The 18494-nt window shown below is 70.9% G+C and carries 17 protein-coding genes and 1 riboswitch; of the genes, 11 read left to right on the plus strand and 6 right to left on the minus strand.

Going from position 1 to position 18494, the window contains the following annotated elements:
- Positions 1-15: 15 nt before the first annotated feature.
- On the minus strand, positions 16-1365 hold the full coding sequence (locus tag DFJ67_RS08675; RefSeq protein ID WP_116067404.1) for a C39 family peptidase: 1350 nt from the start codon (positions 1363-1365) through the stop codon (positions 16-18).
- A gap of 175 nt (positions 1366-1540) precedes the next feature.
- On the opposite strand from DFJ67_RS08675, the gene DFJ67_RS08680 reads away from it, so the two are divergent.
- The 6 genes from DFJ67_RS08680 (at position 1541) to DFJ67_RS08705 (ending at position 8230) form a co-directional block, all read left to right on the plus strand.
- Positions 1541-3415: a M14 family metallopeptidase gene (locus DFJ67_RS08680; protein ID WP_116067405.1), complete on the plus strand. Its 1875-nt coding sequence runs from the start codon at positions 1541-1543 to the stop codon at positions 3413-3415.
- Between the two features lie 68 nt (positions 3416-3483).
- Positions 3484-3634, plus strand: a riboswitch (cobalamin riboswitch).
- A 79-nt stretch (positions 3635-3713) separates the two neighbouring features.
- The gene (locus DFJ67_RS08685; protein ID WP_116067406.1) at positions 3714-4655 is read left to right on the plus strand and encodes an ABC transporter substrate-binding protein; all 942 of its coding nucleotides are present in this window, start codon (positions 3714-3716) and stop codon (positions 4653-4655) included.
- Positions 4652-5701 carry a FecCD family ABC transporter permease gene (locus tag DFJ67_RS08690; RefSeq protein ID WP_116067407.1) on the plus strand — a complete coding sequence of 350 codons (1050 nt, stop codon included), beginning with the start codon at positions 4652-4654 and terminating at the stop codon, positions 5699-5701. Before DFJ67_RS08685 ends, DFJ67_RS08690 begins: the two co-directional genes overlap by 4 nt.
- Entirely contained in the window at positions 5698-6480 is a 783-nt protein-coding gene (locus tag DFJ67_RS08695; protein ID WP_116067408.1) for an ABC transporter ATP-binding protein, read from the plus strand. Before DFJ67_RS08690 ends, DFJ67_RS08695 begins: the two co-directional genes overlap by 4 nt.
- Before the next feature lie 83 nt (positions 6481-6563).
- Positions 6564-7145 carry a hypothetical protein gene (locus DFJ67_RS08700; RefSeq protein WP_147315452.1) on the plus strand — a complete coding sequence of 194 codons (582 nt, stop codon included), beginning with the start codon at positions 6564-6566 and terminating at the stop codon, positions 7143-7145.
- A 44-nt stretch (positions 7146-7189) separates the two neighbouring features.
- On the plus strand, positions 7190-8230 hold the full coding sequence (locus DFJ67_RS08705) for a WD40/YVTN/BNR-like repeat-containing protein (protein ID WP_239097441.1): 1041 nt from the start codon (positions 7190-7192) through the stop codon (positions 8228-8230).
- A gap of 60 nt (positions 8231-8290) precedes the next feature.
- Here DFJ67_RS08705 and DFJ67_RS08710 read toward each other — a convergent pair whose 3' ends face one another.
- Both DFJ67_RS08710 and mqnE read right to left on the minus strand, forming a co-directional pair.
- Positions 8291-8551, minus strand: a complete 261-nt coding sequence (locus tag DFJ67_RS08710; RefSeq protein WP_116067410.1) for a DUF4229 domain-containing protein — start codon at positions 8549-8551, stop codon at positions 8291-8293.
- A complete protein-coding gene (gene mqnE / locus DFJ67_RS08715) occupies positions 8548-9717 on the minus strand; it encodes an aminofutalosine synthase MqnE (protein ID WP_116067411.1) in 1170 nt (389 codons plus the stop codon). The genes DFJ67_RS08710 and mqnE overlap by 4 nt, the downstream gene beginning before the upstream one ends.
- A 219-nt stretch (positions 9718-9936) precedes the next feature.
- Here mqnE and DFJ67_RS08720 point away from each other — a divergent pair, with 219 nt between their 5' ends.
- The 4 genes from DFJ67_RS08720 to DFJ67_RS08745 all read left to right on the plus strand — a co-directional run bounded on the left by DFJ67_RS08720 (position 9937) and on the right by DFJ67_RS08745 (position 15689).
- Positions 9937-11481 (plus strand): C40 family peptidase, encoded by a 1545-nt coding sequence (locus DFJ67_RS08720; protein WP_116067412.1) that lies wholly within the window; start codon positions 9937-9939, stop codon positions 11479-11481.
- 106 nt (positions 11482-11587) lie between these two features.
- Entirely contained in the window at positions 11588-13456 is a 1869-nt protein-coding gene (locus tag DFJ67_RS42235) for a hypothetical protein (RefSeq protein ID WP_147315453.1), read from the plus strand.
- 231 nt (positions 13457-13687) lie between these two features.
- Positions 13688-15040: a DEAD/DEAH box helicase gene (locus tag DFJ67_RS08740; protein WP_203784005.1), complete on the plus strand. Its 1353-nt coding sequence runs from the start codon at positions 13688-13690 to the stop codon at positions 15038-15040.
- Positions 15041-15068: 28 nt separating this feature from the next.
- Positions 15069-15689: a putative glycolipid-binding domain-containing protein gene (locus DFJ67_RS08745; RefSeq protein WP_203784004.1), complete on the plus strand. Its 621-nt coding sequence runs from the start codon at positions 15069-15071 to the stop codon at positions 15687-15689.
- Positions 15690-15692: 3 nt separating this feature from the next.
- Here the strand turns inward: DFJ67_RS08745 and cds1 are convergent, their stop codons facing one another.
- A complete protein-coding gene (cds1, locus tag DFJ67_RS08750) occupies positions 15693-16784 on the minus strand; it encodes an L-cysteine desulfhydrase Cds1 (protein WP_116067416.1) in 1092 nt (363 codons plus the stop codon).
- A 10-nt stretch (positions 16785-16794) separates the two neighbouring features.
- Positions 16795-17253, minus strand: coding sequence for an Lrp/AsnC family transcriptional regulator (locus tag DFJ67_RS08755; protein ID WP_116067417.1), 459 nt, complete (start codon positions 17251-17253; stop codon positions 16795-16797).
- A 247-nt stretch (positions 17254-17500) separates the two neighbouring features.
- On the opposite strand from DFJ67_RS08755, the gene DFJ67_RS08760 reads away from it, so the two are divergent.
- Positions 17501-17770: a BldC family transcriptional regulator gene (locus DFJ67_RS08760; RefSeq protein ID WP_116067418.1), complete on the plus strand. Its 270-nt coding sequence runs from the start codon at positions 17501-17503 to the stop codon at positions 17768-17770.
- Between the two features lie 4 nt (positions 17771-17774).
- Here the strand turns inward: DFJ67_RS08760 and DFJ67_RS08765 are convergent, their stop codons facing one another.
- Complete coding sequence (locus DFJ67_RS08765; protein ID WP_116067419.1) at positions 17775-18440, minus strand: UbiX family flavin prenyltransferase; 666 nt, start codon at positions 18438-18440, stop codon at positions 17775-17777.
- Between the last annotated feature and the right edge of the window lie 54 nt (positions 18441-18494).

Consider the following 18494-nt stretch of genomic DNA (forward strand, 5'->3'; position numbering starts at 1 on the left):
CTTGACGTGCGAGAACTACCAGTTGGTCGAGCCGGCCACCTTCGGCCAGGGCTTCCACCACGGCTTGATCAAATAGGCGATGCCGCCGCTGCCGCCGGAGACGCCGCCGGTCGCGTTGATGCGCTTCGTGCGCAGCCAGACCTGCTCGAACTGGCTGCGCTTGTAGACGTTGCGGACCACGTCGTTGGAGGACGAGGCCGGGTCGTTGATGATGACGTCGCCGTCTTTGGTGAAGCCGACGATGACGAACAGGTGGCCCGAGGTGCCGTAGTTGGCGCCGTCGAGTTCGCTGGCCAGGAACGACTGCGAGGTGACCACCGGGATGCCGGCGGCGATGAAGCGCTCCGCCTCGTCGAGCGAGTGCAGCCGGGTGACCTTCGCTTCGAGGCCAGGGTAGGACGCCGCGTAGGCCGTGTTGAACGGCCAGTTGCCGGCGCCGTCGTAGGCGTAGTCGTAGGTCATCCGGGCGGCGTGGTTGACCGACGGGTCGGGGTAGGTCGGGTCGACCCACGCCGTGTCGGCCGCCGACGGCTTCTTGCCCCAGTATTCGACGACCATTTCGGTCGAGGTGGGCGAGCACCAGGCCTCGCCGCCACCGTCGTACTCCGGGTAATGGCCCTCGTGGATGTTCTGGGAATAGGCCGGTACCTTCAGTTCCTTGCCCCAGGCGATGTGCCCGGCGCTGGCCGGCACGGTGAACCGGTCGGGCACGTAGGACGACATCGCGCCGAGCGCCCAGACCCGCGGCGACGCGAGCTGGCCCGGCGCCCGGTAGAGGGTCAGCCGGAGCTGGTAGCCGCTCAGCATCACGCCGTTGGCTACGTCGTCGATGGAGAACGTGTCGGTCCAGATCGTCGAGTACGGGTCGCCCTGCCGGTTGACCGACGTGCGGCGGATGTCCTCGTCACCGGAGGCCCAGCGGCCCATCACGTACCAAGGCGTCAGGTTTCCGGTGTTATAGGTGCCCTGCATCTCGATCTGGATCCAGGTGCCGCGCGGTGTCTCGGCGTTCCATGACGCGACCAGCTCGCTCGCGTCGAAGCCGACGTCGCGTTTCGGCGAGGTCCACGTCGCGTAGTTCCAGCTCCGGGTCACCCCGGTGTGCGGATCGGTGTAGTCGGTGGTCCCCTGTGGACGCAGGATGGTCACGCCGCCCTGTAGGCCGGGAACGCCCGGAATGCCCGGCAGCGCCAGGGTGCCCTGGTGCGTGCCGGTGCGCCAGTCGCGATAGGTCGACCAGCCCTGGTAGGTGATCTGCTCGTCATGGACGGGCGTCGAGGTGGCGGCTCCGGCCGGTGCCGAGAACCCGGCAATCAAGGCAACCGCGCCGAAAACCGCGACGGCCGCCCGCGCTGATGCGTTCATGGCTGTCACTATCGCTGCCGAAAGGAAGTTTCACCAGAGTTCGTTTCGCTGAAGTTCATTGCCGGCGGGATGATCCCGTTGGCATGGGCCAGCACAAAGACCCATATTGATATGACCATGGGTCGGGTGGTGAGGTTCGTCCAACGTTCCTCCACCAACCCCCTGGAGGTCATGCATGGCCATCCGTCTGGGTCGACGACGCACCCTGGCCGCTCTGGTCGGCACCGCGGTCGTCGGCCTGCTCGTCGCCTCGGCCAACCCGGTCGCGGCCAAACCGCCGCCCGGTGGCGACGCAGCGGCACCGGCCTCGGCCGAATACCGCGTGCTCGGCCCGAAGACCCTCGCCGACCGCAACGCGGTCGCCGGCACCGGTGCCTCGATCGACTACGTCGAGCACGGCGTCCTCAACGTCACCGCCACTGGAGCCGAAGCCAGCGCCATCCAACGGCTCGGCTTCACCCTGGAGAAGGCGGCGGCGCCGCCCGCGGTCAGCGGCGGGCCGACGGCGCAGGCGTTCCCGCCCGCCGACTCGGCCTACCACGACTACGCGGAACTGACCGCCGTGGTCAACCAGGTCGTCGCCGACCACCCGACGATCGCGCGCAAGCTGTCGATCGGTAGCTCGTACGAAGGCCGCGACCTGATGGCCGTGAAGATCTCCGACAACGTCAACACCGACGAGGCCGAGCCGGAGATCCTGTTCAACGCGCAGCAGCACGCCCGCGAGCACCTGACCGTCGAGATGGCGATCTACGTGCTCAACCTCTTCACCGACAACTACGGCACCGACTCCCGGATCACCAACCTGGTCAACAGCCGGGAGATCTGGGTCGTCCCGACGGTCAACCCCGACGGCAGCGAGTACGACATCGCCACCGGGTCCTACCGGAGCTGGCGGAAGAACCGGCAGCCGAACGCCGGTTCGTCCAATGTGGGCACCGACCTCAACCGCAACTGGGGCTACAACTTCGGTTGCTGCGGCGGCTCGTCCGGGACCACCAGCTCGGAGACCTACCGCGGCCCGTCGGCGTTCAGCGCGCCGGAGACCCGGGCCCTGCGCGACTTCGTCAACAGCCGGGTGGTCGGTGGCCAGCAGCAGATCAAGGCCAACATCGACTTCCACACCTACTCACAGCTCGTGCTCTGGCCCTACGGCTACACCACCGCCAACACGGCGACCGGCATGACCACCGACGACTACAACACGTTCGCCACCATCGGTCAGCAGATGGCGGCGACCAACGGCTACACGCCGGAGCAGTCGTCGGACCTCTACATCACCGACGGTGACAGCCTCGACTGGCTGTGGGCGACCCACAAGATCTGGGCCTACACCTTCGAGATGTATCCCGGTTCGGCCAGCGGCGGCGGCTTCTACCCGCCCGACGAGGTGATCCCGGCGCAGACCAGCCGCAACCGGGAAGCGGTCCTGCTGCTCTCCGAGTACGCGGACTGCCCCTACCGGGCGATCAACAAGCAGGCGCAGTACTGCGGTGGCGGAGGCGGCGGCACGACGGTCTACTCCGACACCTTCGAGGCGGCCAACGGCTGGACCACCAACCCGTCGGCCACCGACACCGCCACCAGCGGCCAGTGGGTCCGCGGCGACCCGGCCGCGACCACGTCGAGCGGCACCAAGCAACTCGGCACCACCGTCAGCGGCACCAACGACCTGGTCACCGGCGCGTCGGCCGGCACCGCAGCGGGCGACTTCGACGTCGACGGCGGCACGACCAGCATCCGCTCGGGGCCGATCACCCTCCCCGCCAGCGGAACGCTGACGCTGAGCCTGTCGTGGTATCTCGCGCACGGCACCAACGCGTCGTCGGCTGACTTCTTCCGGGTCAGCGTCGTGCACAACGGCGGCACGACGGCCGTGTTCAGCCAGGCCGGTGCGGCCACCAACCGCAACGGCGCGTGGGCGACGGCCAGCGCCAACCTGTCGGCGTATGCCGGCCAGTCGGTGCGGATCCTGATCGAGGCGGCCGACGCGTCGACCGCCAGCCTGGTCGAGGCGGGCGTCGACGACGTCCTGATCACCCAGAGCTGACGTTTTCGCAGGGCACCGGCGTCCCGTGGGCAACCGCGGGGCGCCGGTGTCGTAGCTAACGGCCGATCGATCGCCCTCCCGACCATGGTGACCAGTGGGTTACCGTGCTCGCGACCGACCGCAGCGAAGCCGGTGTGACTCCGGCGCTGTCCCGCAACTGCGATGCCCCGCGACGAGACGGGGACGAGCCAGGTCGCCTGCCCAGGTCGCGAACCAGCGCTCTCGAGGAAGGGCGCCTCGCGGGCGGGCGCAACCCCTGTCGGCGAAGCACCAGACCTCGACCGACAGGAGGCACCCCATGCGATATCAGGCCCGAATCGTCGCCGCCGCCCTTGGCGCGGCCCTGCTCCTCGCCGGCTGCGGCGACGGTGGCAGCACCGAGAACGGCGGCACCCCGCCGGACACCAACGTCAGCGCCACCCCCGACTTCCCGGTCACCGTCGGTGATCTCACCGTCGCCACCAAGCCCACGAAGATCGTCGCGCTGTCGCCGACCGCGACCGAGGTGCTCTTCGCGATCGGCGCCGGCCCGCAGGTGGTCGCGGTCGACGACCAGTCGAACTTCCCGGCCAACGCGCCGAAGAGCGACCTGTCGGCGTTCCAGCCCAACGCCGAGGCGATCGCCGGGAAGTCGCCCGACCTGGTGGTGCTGTCCAACGACATGAACAACGTCGTCGCGCAACTGCGCCAACTCAAGATTCCGGTGTACGTCGCGCCGGCCGGCAAGACGCTCGACGACACGTATCGGCAGATCACCGACATCGGGGCGCTCACCGGCAACCGGCCGGCCGCCGAGGATCTCGCGAAGCAGATGCGGACCGACGTGGACAAGTTGGTCAAGGACGTGCCGCAGCGCAGCACGAAGCTGACCTACTACTACGAGCTCGGCCCCGAGCTCTACTCGCTGACCTCGAAGACCTTCGTCGGCTCGCTGTTCGCGCAGCTCGGCCTCGAGAACATCGCCGACCCGGCCGACGCCGACGGCAGCAAGGGCGGCTACCCGCAGCTCTCGGCCGAGTCACTGGTCAAGGCCGACCCCGACCTGATCTTCCTGGCCGACACGGTGTGCTGCCAGCAGAACGCCGACAGCGTCAAGGCGCGGCCCGGCTGGTCGGGCATCACGGCCGTTAAGTCGGGGCAAATCGTCGGGCTCAACGACGACATCGCCTCCCGCTGGGGTCCGCGCACCGTCGACCTGCTCCGCCAGATCGTCGACGCGGTGTCGAAGGTGCCGGCCTGAAAACCCGGAGACTTCCTGGCGTACGGTGGCCGTGGCTGCTCTGCGGCGTCGTCGCCGTGGTGGTCGCGGCCATCGCCGGGCTCGCGTTCGGCCCGGTCTCGCTGCCGCCCGGCGGGGTCGCCGCCGAGCTGGTCGACCTGATCCCGGGCGTCAACATCCACAGTGGTCTGTCGGAGCGCGACGCCGCGATCCTGTTGCAGCTAAGGCTGCCGCGGGTGGTGCTCGGGCTGCTCGCCGGCGCGATGCTGGCCCTGGCCGGCGGTTGCTATCAGGGCGCGTTCCGCAACCCGCTGGCCGATCCCTACCTGCTGGGCGCGGCGGCCGGTGCCGGGCTCGCGGTCACCGCGGTCGTGGCGCTGCGCGGCTCCGATATGGACATTGGCGCGCTGCCGCCGAGCGTACCCCTGGCGGCGTTTGGTGGTGCGCTCATCGCGGTCGCGCTGACCTATCTGCTCGGGGTGGCCGGGCGCGACCGGACGCCCGCGTCGCTGATCCTGGCCGGCGTCGCGGTGTCGGCGTTCCTGGCCGCCGGGCAGACCTATCTGATGCAGCGCAACGCCGACGACATCCGGGCGATCTACTCGTGGTTGCTCGGGCGGCTGGCCACCAACGGCTGGCACGAGGTGCGGTTGCTGCTGCCCTACGCCATCGTCACCACCGTCGTGGTGCTCGCCCTGCGGCGCGAACTCGACGTGCTGTCGGTCGGCGACGACGAGGCGAGCGGCCTGGGCCTGCACCCGCAACGGTCGCGCTACATCCTGATCGCCGCCGCCTCGCTGGGCACCGCGGCCGCGGTCTCGGTGTCGGGCCTGATCGGTTTCGTCGGCATCGTCGTGCCGCACATCGTGCGGATGCTCACCGGCACCAGCTACCGGGCCATCCTGCCGCTGTCGATGCTATTCGGCGCCGCTTTCCTGGCCCTGGCCGACCTGGCCGGCCGCACATTCGCGGCGCCGGCCGAGATCCCGATCGGTGTGGTCACCGCGTTCGTCGGCGGCCCGTTCTTCGTGCTGGTGCTGCGCACCGCGAAACGGGTGATCACATGACACCGGCGATCGAGGTGCGGGACCTGCACGTCACGCTCGGTAAGGCGGCCATCCTGCGCGGCGTCGACCTCACCGTCGAGGCCGGTTCGTGGGTGGCGGTGATCGGGCCCAACGGCGCCGGCAAGTCGACGCTGCTGCGCGCGATCGGCGGCCTGCTACCCACGGGCGGCGCGGTCTCCCTCATGGGTACCCCGCTCGAGCGGCTGCGCCGCCGCACCCGGGCCCGCATGGTGGCCACCGTCGCGCAGACGCCGGTGGTCCCGCCCGGAATGTCGGTGTTCGACTACGTGCTGCTCGGGCGTACCCCCTTCGTCTCGTTGCTCGGCCGCGAGTCGGCCGCCGACCTCGCCGCCGTGACCGCGCTGCTCGACCGCCTCGACCTCGCCGGTTTCGGCGACCGCGAACTCGACACCCTCTCCGGCGGCGAGCGGCAGCGGGTGTTCCTGGCCCGGGCGCTCGCGCAGGAGCCGTCGCTGCTGCTGCTCGACGAGCCGACCAGCGCCCTCGACATCGGCCACCAGCAGGAGGTGCTGGAGTTGGTCGACACGCTGCGCCGCGACCAGGGGCTGACCGTGCTGGCCACGATGCACGACCTGTCGATCGCCGGCGGTTACGCCGACCGCCTGGTGTTGCTCGCCGACGGTGCGGTGGTCGCCGCCGGCACCGCGCGCGAGGTGCTGACCGAGGAGATCCTGTCGCGCTTCTACAAGGCCCGGGTCAAGGTCATCGACGGCGAGGACGGCCCCCTCGTGGTTCCCGTCCGGGTCGCACCGAGGTAGTCCATCCGGTCAGCCGAAATTGTCCAAGATGGTTAGTGGTTATTCATGAAGTTCGACCGGTTTCGTGGTTACCGTCTGAGTCTGTGAGCGTTTTTCCGCACCGCACCGCATGGGTGCCTATCGACGACCACACCCCTCTGCACGACGCCGCCGAAATGGCGGCCGCGTGGGTGATCCAACAGGCCGGCACCCACGCCCTCCAGCCCGTCCTGCGCGGCGGCCTGGGTGACAGCATCGTGTTCGCGCTCCGGGGCCAGTTCACCACCGGTCCCAACCCCGGACGCGAACACGCCGTGCTCGCCTTCCTGCCCGACTACGACGACGTACACACCTCGCTTCGGCACGGCGTCTTCGCCGCGATCGAGTCGGAGGCGACCCCGCTGCTCGGGTGGGCGATGCAGACCCGGGCCGTCAACCTGACGACCGGCGAGGTCACCGCCGACACCCGCAGTGCGGCCCTCAAAGAGGCCATCGAGCGGATCCACTTCTTCGACAACAACGGCTGGACCCGGGGCTCCGGCGCCGACGGCTCCAAGCGGATCCTGGGCGACCTGCAACCCGCTGACCGCGACAAGAACCTGCTCCTCGGCAGCCTCTGCGCGCTCGGATCGCGGGGCAAAGCGCTGGCCCGGCTCAGCGGCCTGGCCGACCGGGCGTGGAGGTAACGGTATATATCCACGGGCGCTGATCGAGAGTAAGTTCGATCGACATGTGGATGCGAAAAGCGTCGATGGCCGCCGTCTCACTGGGCGTGCTCGCCGTCTCGGCCGGCTTCACGGCAACCCCGTCGCCGTCCTGGGACCTCTCGCCGACCGGCAGCACCGCCCGGCTCCGCGGCCTGTCGGTGGTCAGCGCCGGCACGGTCTGGGCCAGCGGCAGCCAGGGCACCGTGCTGCGCACCGTCAACGGCGGCCGCACGTGGGAGTCGGTCGGGCCGCCCGACACGGCGACCCTCGAGTTTCGCGACATCGAGGCGTTCGACGCCCGCCGCGCGGTGGCGCTGTCGATCGGCACCGGTGAAGACTCGCGTGTCTACCGCACCGCCGACGGGGGTCGCACGTGGACGGAGGCCTTCCGCAACACCGACCCGGCCGCGTTCTACGACTGCCTGACGTTCCTCGACGAGCGGCACGGGCTGGCCCTGTCCGACCCGGTCGACGGCAAGTTCCGCATCCTGGCCACCAACGACGCCGGCCGCTCCTGGTCGGTCGTCTCACCGGCCGGCATGCCGGCCGCGCTGCCCGGCGAATTCGCGTTCGCGGCCAGCGGCACCTGCCTGGTCTCGGCCGGCGGCCGTGCCTACTTCGCCACCGGCGGCGGCGCGACCGCACGGGTGTTCCGCAGCGACGATCTCGGCCGCACCTGGAAGGCCACCGACAGCCCGATCCCGAGCGGCCCGTCGGCGGGGATCTACTCGCTGGCGTTCCGCGACCGTGACCACGGCGTGGCGGTCGGCGGCGACTACGCGGTCCCCGACGCGGCTCCGTCGGGCGCCGCGATCACCGGCGACGGCGGCCGCACCTGGCGGCCGGCCTCTCGCGAGCCCGGCGAATACCGCTCCGGCGCGGCCTGGATGACCCGCCTCGGCCCGGTGCTCGCGGTCGGCCCGACCGGCAGCGACGTCAGCTACGACGGCGGCCGGCATTGGTCGCTCTTCGACTCCGGCAGCTTCGACGCCGTCGAATGTGCCGGCCTCGCGGTCTGTTACGCCTCCGGCGAGCAGGGTCGGATCGCCCGACTCCGCTTCTAGCTGGTGAAAGGAAGGGCCCCTTATTACCGCTTTTCGCGGCAAAAGGGGCCCTTACTAACTTCAGCTCTGGGTCGGCTCTTCGTCGCCGGCCAACGCGGTGCGCAGCTTGGCCTTCTCGGTGCGACGCTTGTCGACCTTGTCGGCCAACTGCTGCGCCATCTGGTCGCGCCAGGCCCGCAGGAAGAAGAACGAGACACCGGCCGAGAAGACCAGCGCCACGATCAGCTTCAAGAAGATGTCCATCGGCACCGGGATCAGCGCCGCGAAGACGACGACGAAGAGCCCGAGCCGGGCCAGCGTGTATTTGACGGCGGGGGTCACGACATCACGTCCTGCGGGTGGGCGCGGCGGTCGGCGAGCGACGGCGGGCCGTCGTATTCGCGGACGACGTTGTAGCGGGTGTCCCGCTCGACCGGCTGGAAGCCGGCGTCCCAGATCAGGTTGAGCAGGTCTTCGCGGTGCATGGTGTTGGGCGTGCCGTAGGAGTCGGCGTCGTGCGTGATCTTGTATTCGACGACCGAGCCGTCGAGGTCGTCGACGCCGAAGTTGAGCGAGAGTTGCGCGACCGACAGGCCGTGCATCACCCAGAAGCACTTCACGTGCGGCACGTTGTCGAACATCAGCCGGGACACCGCGAACGTCTTGAGCGACTCGGCCGGCGCGGCCATCGTGGTGCGCGCTTGCAGCTTGTTGCGGATCTTGCCGTCTTTGGCGTCGACGAAGTCGTGCTGGTAGCGCAACGGGATGAAGACTGCGAAACCGCCGGTCTCGTCCTGGAGCTCACGCAGCCGCATGACGTGGTCGACGCGGTGCCGCGGCTCCTCGATGTGTCCGTACAACATGGTGGCGGGGGTCTTCATGCCCTTGCTGTGTGCCAGCTTGTGGATCCGCGACCAGTCTTCCCAGTGGCACTCGTGGTCGACGATGTGCTGGCGGACCTCCCAGTCGAAGATCTCCGCGCCGCCGCCGGTGAGCGACTCGAGGCCGGCGTCCATCAGCTCGTCGAGGATCGCGTCGGCGGTCAGCCCGCTGATCTTCTCGAACCACTGCACCTCGGTCGCCGTGAAGCACTTGAGGTTGACGTTGGGCAGCGCCGCCTTCAGCTCGCGCAGCACCTTGGGGTAGTAGCGCCAGGGCAGCGTCGGGTGCAGGCCGTTGACGATGTGCAGCTCGGTGAGCTGCTCGTTCTCCATCTCCTTGGCCTTGCGGACGGCCTCGTCGATGCGCATCGTGTAGGCGTCTTTCTCGCCCGGCTTGCGCTGGAACGAGCAGTAGGCGCAGCTTGCCGAACAGACGTTGGTCAGGTTGAGGTGCCGGTTGATGTTGAACATCACCCGGTCGCCGTTGAGCTCCGTGCGCTTGTGGTGCGCCAGCCGACCGAGCCAGGCCAGATCGTCGGACTCGTAGAGATCCACACCGTCCTGCCTGGAAAGTCGGATCCCGGCGTAGACCTTTTCCTCAAGCTCGTGCTTACGTGCCTCGTCCATGCAGGCGAGCGTACGTGTAGCCGACGAATGATCACCGCTGGGCCACAACCGTTCACCGGCTCTCAGCGTCTCGTTACCGCTGCTGCCATCGACAGTCGCCACAGTTTTGCGGTAGTAACGAGTGTGACGAGTTACACCAGAGGGTCGCTCGGCACCCAGCCGATGCGTAACGTCCCCGCACGGTGATCGGTCGTCACAACGCGACAACCGGGGAGGATCATGACCCGCCCGCAGCCCAACCGCCACGGCAACCCGCAGAGCAACCAGTTGCGGGTGCTCAGACCGGTGGCGTGGGCCGCGCTGCTGACGGCGACCGCGGCCGCGGCCGCCGGCTTCGGCAGCCCCGCGTTCGCCGACCTTCGGGTCGCCGACCCCCCGTTGCCCAACACCGTGCCCGACTCGGGCGCCCGACCGGTGCCGGCCGGCGTCGTGCAACTCCCCGGCCAGCAGCCGGTGACCAGCCTGCCGCAGGTGCCGTCGCCCGCGGCGAGCGGTCCGCTGGCGGCCCGGATCAACGCCAGCGCCACCGAGGTCTCGCTGCTCGGCGAGCAGGTGCTCGAGCTCCAGCAGCAGCGTGACCAGGCCGCCACCGACCTCGACCTGGCCGACACCAACCTGCGGCAGATGCGCGACGAGTTGGCCGCGGCGCAGCGCAGCGCCGACAGCGCGGCCGGCGACGCGCTCAAGGCCGCGGCGGCACTGCCGCCCGGCGTCTACGACCGCGACATGCAGGATTTCGACACCCTCAACCGGTTGCTGACCGGCCGCTCGGCCGTGCCGCACCCGGAGGTCGCCGGTGACGCGGTCGAGCAGGCCCGGGTCGCCGAGCAGAACGCCACCGCCTACTACGCCGCGATGCAGACCAAGCACCAGCAGCTCGCCGACCAGGTCGGCACGCTGGAGAAGACCCGCAAGACCAAGGAAGACGCGCTGCGCGCGCTGCGGGCCGACAACATCGACGCGGTCGAGGCCTACGAGCGTGACCAGGAGGCCGAGGAGCAGAAGCTCGGCGGCCGCTACATCTCCGGCGAGAGCGTCGCCGGGATGAAGGCCAACGACAAGGCGATGAAGGCGGTCCGCTACGCGCTGGCCCAGCTCGGCGACCCCTACGTGTGGGCGGCCGAGGGTCCCAACTCGTTCGACTGCTCGGGCCTGATGTGGGCGTCCTACCGGTCGGCCGGCTACTACCAGTTGCCCCGGGTCGCCCGCGACCAGTACTACGCGACCCGGATGCAGAGCGTGCCGCAGTCGGCGCTGCTCCCCGGCGACCTGCTCTTCTTCGCCTCGGGGTCGAGCTGGCAGACCGTGCACCACGTCGGGATGTACCTCGGCAACGGCAAGATGGTGCACGCGCCGACCACCGGCGATGTGGTGAAGGTGTCGACGGTGTGGTGGTCGCGGTTCTACGCGGCGACCCGGGTCTTCCCGGCCGTGCCGACGGGGCCGACCACCCCGCCGACGACGAAGCCGCCAACGACCAAGCCGCCGACGCCGCCGGTCGAGACGACGCGGCCGCCGACCAAGCCGCCGACGAAGCCACCGACCAAGCCGCCGACGCAGGAGCCGACGGACCCGCCGCCGACCACCGAGCCGCCGACGGAGCCGCCGCCCACCAACGACCCGCCGACCAACGACCCGGAAGAGCCGACCGATCCACCGGCCGACGACGACCCGCCGGCGACCTCGACCCACGAGGCCGTGCCGCCGACCAACCCGGCCGCGACGAACTCCGTCGCCACGCCGACCGGCACGTCAGGGGGCTGAGGGCGGCTTACCGACATACCGGGGTGTGCGGTTGTGCCACGATGTGACATTGGCACGCCGCGCCGGGCGGGCATGCACGACCCCGGGTCGGGCAGGGAGGGCAGCGATGGACGAGAAGCCGCGGCAGTCCGACGACGCACGACCCGACGAGCTGCCGCCGTTGCCGCTACCTCCGCCGGTCGGCACGCCGCTGCCCGAGCCGGCCGACGACGAGCTGCCCGCGGCCTACGAGGCGCCGCCGCCCCCGGCGGCTGAGGGTGCGCTCTGGCCGGCCTCGCCCGCCTGGACCCGGCCCACCCCGGCGTCGGAGATCTCGCACATCCCGACCCCGCCGCCCGGCGGCACACCCACCTCGGTGGTCGGCCGGGCGTCGGTGCGCAACAGCACCGCACCGCCCGGGGGCGAGCACGTCGCCGCGCCGGGCGTTCCGGGCACCTACCGGGCCGCTGGCGAGCCCGCGGTGGCCCCGCCCACCCCGGCACCACCACCGATCACGCCCGTGCCGGCCAAGGGGCCCGTGCCGCCGTTGGACCGGCGGGTGCCCAAGGTTCCGGTCGCCGACGAATCGGCCTGGTCGGGCTTTTCCGTGCCGTTCCACAAGGAGCCGGTCGAGGAGCCGCCGGCGTACGTGCGGCCCGAGCCGCCGTCGCCCCCTGCGCCTGCGTCGCCTGCACCCGCCTCTTCCGCGCCCGAGCCGGAGGAGCCGGCCGCGGCGGCGATTCCCGCCCAGCGCGCGACCTGGTCGGCGGCGACGCCGGCCTCGATCGCGGCGCTCACCGGGGGCAGCGAGCCGCCCGCGATCGCCAAGGCCCGGGCGACCGTGCCCGGGGCGCGTCGCCCCTCGGCCGCTGAGCTGGCGGTCGGGGTCCCGGCCGCGAGCAGTGGCAGCGCCCGGGTCTACGGGCGCACCACGACCGAGCCGGCCGAGCCGCCGGCGCCGGAGCGACCCGAGCCGGAGCCACCGCGGCCACCCGACGAGCCCGAGCCGGACCGGCCGAGGCCGGGCGAGCCGCGGCCGGGCGAGCCCAGGCCGGGCGAGCCGAGGCCGGGCGAGCCGAGGCCGGGCGAGCCCAGGCCCGACCAGCCGAGGCCGAGCGAGCCCAGGCCGGGCGAGCCCAGGCCCGACGAGCCGAGGCCGGGCGAGCCGAGGCCGGGCGAGCCCAGGCCCGACGAGCCTCGGCCGGACGAGCCGAAGCCCGGCGAGCCGCAACCTGAGCCGGGCGAGCCTGGGCGGCCGGGACCGCCGCGGCGGCCCACGCCGCCGGTGGAGCCGCGACCGGAGCCGCCGCTGCGCCCGCAGCCGCCGTTCCCGGGCCCGGAGCCGGCGCCGTCACCGTTCCCCAGCCCGACCCCACCTGGGCCTGGGCCTGGGCCGGGGCCTGGACCAGGGCATGGTCCGGTGCCACCGGGACCGCCGCCGGTGCCGCCCTCGCCGGTGCCGCAGCCGCCGCCCTCGCCGATGCCGCCGATTCCCGAGCCGCAACCGCCGACACCACCCGGCCCACCGATCCCACCGCCGGGCCCGCCGCCCGGCCCGGCACCCGCGCCGCCGTTCCCGCCGCCGCCCGCGATCGGGCCGCCCGCCGGGCCGCCGGTCGGGGTCGGGCACCAGCCTGCGCCGGCGCCGGCGCCCGCGCTGCCGAGTTGGCCTGAGTCGGTCAATCCGACCGCGCCGGGCTCCTCAGGGGCGGCGACCGACTATCACCGGTGGGCGCAGGGGAAACGCTCCGGGCGCCTCTACGGCAACCAGGAGGACCCCGCGCCGATGACCACGGCCTTTCCGCAGGCCACGCTGGAGAACTCCGGCTCGCTGACCGGCCACATCCTGGCCCAGGGGCACGCCGAGGCGGCCCAGGTGCGGCGGAGCTATGCCAAGGTCGGGCTGGTCCTGGCCATCGGCCTGGGCGTGCTGGTCGGCATCGGGGTGCTCGTCGTGCTCTTCGTCAGCAACTCACTCACCGGGCTGCTCGACTGACACGTGCGCGTGATGCCGCACACGGAGGAACGCCTCGATGCGGCATCGGGCGGCCACGCACCGTACACTCGCTAAGTTCATCGACCGGCGCTTTTCCGCGCCCCATGGGCGATCTTGCGAAGCGTGTGCACCCCGAATGTCGACGCGCGAGATGGCCCGCCATGCCCGGAAGGAGTGTCGACGCGACAGCGTTGAGACTTCTGAGGACTTGGGTTTACTGAGAGGCCCCACTTGACCGCGTTTGCTGACCCCAGCACGTTTCCGTCCATCTTTGAGGCGCCCGCCGACACGGCCGACGCCGCACCCGCCGAGGGCTTCGACGCCCTGGGCCTGCCCCACCAGCTCGTTCGCACGCTGGCCCGCGAGGGCATCGTCACCCCGTTCGAGATCCAGAAAGCCACCGTCCCGGACGCGCTCGCCGGCCGTGACGTGCTCGGCCGTGGCCAGACCGGCTCCGGCAAGACCCTCGCGTTCGGCCTGCCGCTGCTGGCCCGCATCGCGAAGGGTGGCAAGGCCCGCCCGCGGCACCCGCGCGCACTGATCCTGGTGCCGACCCGCGAGCTGGCGATGCAGGTCAACGACGCGCTGCTGCCGCTTGGCAAGGCCGTCGGTGTCTACCTGAAGACCGCCGTCGGCGGCGTGCCCTACGACCGGCAGATCGAGGCGCTCGACCGGGGCGTCGAGGTCATCGTCGCGACACCGGGCCGGCTCAAGGACCTGATCGAGCGCCGCGTCTGCGTGCTCGACGAAATCGAGATCACCGTCCTCGACGAGGCCGACCAGATGGCCGACCTGGGCTTCCTGCCCGAGGTCACCGAGCTCCTGGCGAAGACCCCGGAGGGCAGCCAGCGGCTGCTGTTCTCGGCGACCCTCGACGGCGACGTCGACGCGCTGGTCAAGCGCTTCATGAACGACCCGGTCACGCACGCCACCGAGGCGGCCGTCGCCAGCGTCACGACCATGGACCACCACCTGCTGCTGATCCCGCCGCACGACAAGTTCGGCGTCGCGGCCTCGATCGCCGCCCGCGAAGGTCGCACGATGATGTTCGCGCGCACCCAGATGGGCGTCGACCGGCTGGTCGAGCAGCTCGCGGCGGTCGGCGTCAGGGCCGGCGGCCTGCACGGCGGCAAGACCCAGCGCGCCCGCACCCGCACCCTGGCCGAGTTCAAGGAAGGCCGCGTGAAGGTGCTGGTGGCGACCGACGTGGCCGCCCGCGGCATCCACGTCGACAACGTCTCGCTGGTCGTGCACATCGACCCGCCGCGCGACGCCAAGGACTACCTGCACCGTGCCGGGCGCACCGCCCGGGCCGGTGAGTCCGGCTCGGTGGCCACGTTGGTGCTGCCCAAGCAGCGCCGCAGCACGCTCGCGATGCTGGGCAAGGCCGGCGTCGAGCCGGCCGAGACCCGGGTCCGGGTCGGCGACGCCGCCCTGGCCGAGCTGACCGGCGCGCGCGAGCCCAGCGGCGTTCCGGTGGTCATCGCCCCCGAGGAGCCGCGCCGCCCGCACCGCCCCGCCAACGGCGGCGGGCACCGGCAGGGCTTCCGCGGCCCGCGCAGCGGACCGCGCCGGACGCACTAACTAACGGATCACCGGTAACGTTGATCGCATGGCGACGTTGCCGAAGGTTCTGTTGTGGACCCGCACCGATGTGCCCGGTGCGGAGACTGTGGTCTTCGACGACCGGCGAGGGCTCGTGGCGCGCGGCACCCAGCAGGCGGTGGATCCGATCCCCTACCTGGCGCGCTACGAGCTGATCGTCGACGACAACTGGCAGACCGCGCGGCTCGACGTGAGCGCGGAGGGTGCCGGTTGGATGCGAACGGTCCGGATGCAGCGCGCCGCCGGGCGGTGGCGCGCCACCACCGGCGAGCAGGGTGACCTCGACGCCGCGCTGGTCGCGGCCGGTCAGCGCCGGGTCGGCTTCCCCGGGATCGAAGACGCCGCGCGGCTCGAACAGGCCCTCGACGTCGACCTCGGCGGCTCGCCGCTGACCAACACACTGGTCATCCGCCGGCTCGGGCTGCTCAACGCCACGCCCGACCGGCCAACCACCGTGATGACCGCCTGGGTGCTGCTGCCCAGCCTGGAGATCATCGCGGCCGAGCACACCTACACGCCGCTGGGCGGCAACAAGATCCGCTACGAGAGCGACACCTTCCGCGCCGAGATCAAGGTCGACGACCAGGGCTTCGTGATCGACTACCCGGGTCTGGCGAAACGGGGCTAGCTCTCAGCCGCGCCAGTCGCCGGTGGCCAGGAAGCGGTCGAGCACCGCCCGGTGCGGCGTCAGGTCGAGGCCGGCGGCGCGCACCCAGTCGTCGGCGTAGTAGGTGTCGGCATAGCGTTCGCCGCCGTCGCAGAGCAGGGTCACCACCGATCCGCGTACGCCGGCCGCCCGCATCTCCGCGATCAGGGCGAAAGCGCCCCACACGTTCGTACCCGTGGAGCCTCCGACGCGGCGGCCGAGCACCGCGGAGGCCGCGCGCATCGCGGCGAGCGACGCGGCGTCTGGCACCGCGACCATCCGGTCGACGACGTGCGGCTGGAACGACGCCTCGACGAGCGGCCGGCCGATCCCCTCGATCCGCGAGCCGCGGCCGGTGGTGTGCGCCCAGTCGCCGGTGCGGTAGGCCGGGTAGAACGCCGAGTTCTCCGGGTCGACCACACAGATCTTGGTGGGATGCCGCTGATAACGGACGTAGCGGCCGATCGTCGCGCTGGTGCCGCCGGTGCCCGCGCCGATGACCACCCAGGCGGGCACGGGATGCCGTTCCCGGGACATCTGACTGAAGATCGACTCGGCGATGTTGTTGTTGCCGCGCCAGTCGGTGGCCCGCTCGGCGTAGGTGAACTGGTCCATGAAGTGCCCACCGAGGTCGCCGGCGAGGGCCCGGGCCGTGTCGACGACGGCGGACGGATCGTCGACGAGATGGCACTTGCCGCCCTGGAACTCGATCAGCGCGATCTTCTCGGCCGAGGTCGACGCCGGCATCACCGCGATGAACGGGAGCCCCAGCATCCGGGCGAAATATGCCTCGGAGACCGCGGTCGACCCGGACGACGCCTCGACGACCGTGGTGCGCGGGCCGATCCAGCCGTTGCAGAGCCCGTAGAGGAACAGCGACCGGGCCAGGCGGTGCTTGAGCGAGCCGGTGGGATGCACCGACTCGTCCTTGAGGTAGAGATCGACCCCCCATTCCCGAGGCAGCGGGAACGGCAGCAGGTGGGTGTCGGCGGAGCGGTTCAGGTCGGCTTCGACCGCGGCGACCGCTTCGGTCACCCACGCCCGGTCAGCGTCGCTACATCGGTCGAGCTGTTCCATGGAATGCAGGCTATGCCGTGGGTGGCGCGACCGGACGCGGACGGTTCTCCCATTTGGCCGAGAGGGCGATCGCGGTGCGGGTCGAGGCCACTCCGGGCGTCCGGTTGAGCCGCACGATCAGCCGTTCCAACTCGGCGATCGTGCCGACCCGCACGGTTAGCAGGAACGACTCGACGCCGGCCATGAAGTAACAGGTTTCGATTTCCGGTAACGCGCGCAACTGTTCGAGCAGGTCGTCGGCGTCGGTGGTCGACTCCTCGACGACGCCGATCAACGCGGTCACGCCGAGCCCGATCGCCTCCGGGTCGACCTCCGCCCGATAGCCACGGACCACACCGGACGATTCGAGCTTTCCCACCCGCTCGTGCACCGCCGGCGCGGACAGACCGACCTGCCGGGCGAGTTCGGCGAAGGACAGCCGTGCGTTGGTACGCAACAACTCCACGAGGCGCAGGTCGATGGCATCCACGGCCTGTAGACCCTAACCGGGGCCGGGAGTGGACGATTCGCCGGTCCGCGTGAAACATGGTCAAAGGAGAGTACGGCTCGCAATTTTACCGGGGATCTGCCCACACAGTGCGTTTTCCCCGATTCCAGGACAGTGCACTCGCACGGTGCTCTAATGGCCGTACGTCCCTATGAAAGCCTCTCGCGCACTGCCGGGGCGCACATCTGAGACCAGTTCGAGAGGCTTTCGCTGACGCGAGGAGGGGACCGTGGACACTGGAGACCGTCTGCTGACGCCGGGCGAGGTGGCTGCGCTCTTCCGGGTGGACCCCAAGACCGTGACGCGATGGGCCGCAGCGGGTCGGATCGGTAGCATCCGGACACCAGGTGGACATCGGCGCTTCCGCGAGTCTGAAGTCCGAGCCCTGCTCGAAGGTGAAGGCGTGCTCGACGACCTCGACGGCGATGCCAACCGTCCACGCAACGCCGGGCCGCCTCAGAACGGCAGCCACGGGCCGACGAACGCCGGCCTGCACTGAGGGCTCAGTTTTCCGTGGCGGGCCCGCTGGGCGGGCCCGCGGCGGGGCTGCCGCCGCTGATGCCGCCGGTCCAGCGCGGCGAGAGGTCGTGCGCGACACCGATCGCGTCGAGGATCTTGCCGGCCACGAAGTCGACCAACTGAGCCGCGGTCGCCGCTGCGCCGGCGCCGTAGAAGCCCGGACTGGCCGGCAGCACCACCGCGCCGGCCGCGTCGAGTTCCAGCAGGTGCTGGAGGTGACTGCGGGTCACCGGGGTCTCCCGGGGCACAAGCACGGTCGGCCGCCGCTCCTTGAGGTTGACCTCGGCGGCTCGCTGCAACAGGTCTTTCGAGAGGCCGAGAGCGATCCCGGCACAGGCCGCCGTGCTCGCCGGCACGACCACCATGCCGCGGGCCGGGTAGGAGCCGCTGCTCGGCCCGGCGGCGAGATCACCGGCCGGCCAGAAGACCAGATCGGCCTCGGTCAGATCCCGGTCGAGCCAGCGCGCCAGGTCGTCTTTCCAGTGCCCGTCGCGCAGCGGTGACCCGGTTTCGTCGAGGATCGTCAGTCGCGCCGCCCGGGACACCACGAGATCGACAGACTCCCCGGCGTCGAGCAAGCCTCGCAGCACCGAAGCCGCATATGGCGTACCAGATGCTCCCGAGACCCCAACCACCCACGGCGTTCGCATACGGTCAAGCCTATGAGCCGGGCCTGCCCTCCCAGCCAGCGCACGCGGGAGGCC

The organism is Asanoa ferruginea (genome assembly GCF_003387075.1).
In the GTDB taxonomy this organism is placed as follows: Bacteria; Actinomycetota; Actinomycetes; order Mycobacteriales; family Micromonosporaceae; genus Asanoa; species Asanoa ferruginea.

Bases quoted from the DNA above. Each gene is read 5' to 3' on its own strand.
- DFJ67_RS08705 (WP_239097441.1), top strand. From the start codon at position 7,190: ATGTGGATGCGAAAAGCGTCGATGGCCGCCGTCTCACTGGGCGTGCTC.
- DFJ67_RS08685 (WP_116067406.1), top strand. From the start codon at position 3,714: ATGCGATATCAGGCCCGAATCGTCGCCGCCGCCCTTGGCGCGGCCCTG.
- cds1 (WP_116067416.1), bottom strand. From the start codon at position 16,784: ATGGAACAGCTCGACCGATGTAGCGACGCTGACCGGGCGTGGGTGACC.
- mqnE (WP_116067411.1), bottom strand. From the start codon at position 9,717: ATGGACGAGGCACGTAAGCACGAGCTTGAGGAAAAGGTCTACGCCGGG.
- DFJ67_RS08765 (WP_116067419.1), bottom strand. From the start codon at position 18,440: ATGCGAACGCCGTGGGTGGTTGGGGTCTCGGGAGCATCTGGTACGCCA.
- DFJ67_RS08680 (WP_116067405.1), top strand. From the start codon at position 1,541: ATGGCCATCCGTCTGGGTCGACGACGCACCCTGGCCGCTCTGGTCGGC.
- DFJ67_RS42235 (WP_147315453.1), top strand. From the start codon at position 11,588: ATGGACGAGAAGCCGCGGCAGTCCGACGACGCACGACCCGACGAGCTG.
- DFJ67_RS08745 (WP_203784004.1), top strand. From the start codon at position 15,069: ATGGCGACGTTGCCGAAGGTTCTGTTGTGGACCCGCACCGATGTGCCC.
- DFJ67_RS08695 (WP_116067408.1), top strand. From the start codon at position 5,698: ATGACACCGGCGATCGAGGTGCGGGACCTGCACGTCACGCTCGGTAAG.
- DFJ67_RS08675 (WP_116067404.1), bottom strand. From the start codon at position 1,365: ATGAACGCATCAGCGCGGGCGGCCGTCGCGGTTTTCGGCGCGGTTGCC.
- DFJ67_RS08720 (WP_116067412.1), top strand. From the start codon at position 9,937: ATGACCCGCCCGCAGCCCAACCGCCACGGCAACCCGCAGAGCAACCAG.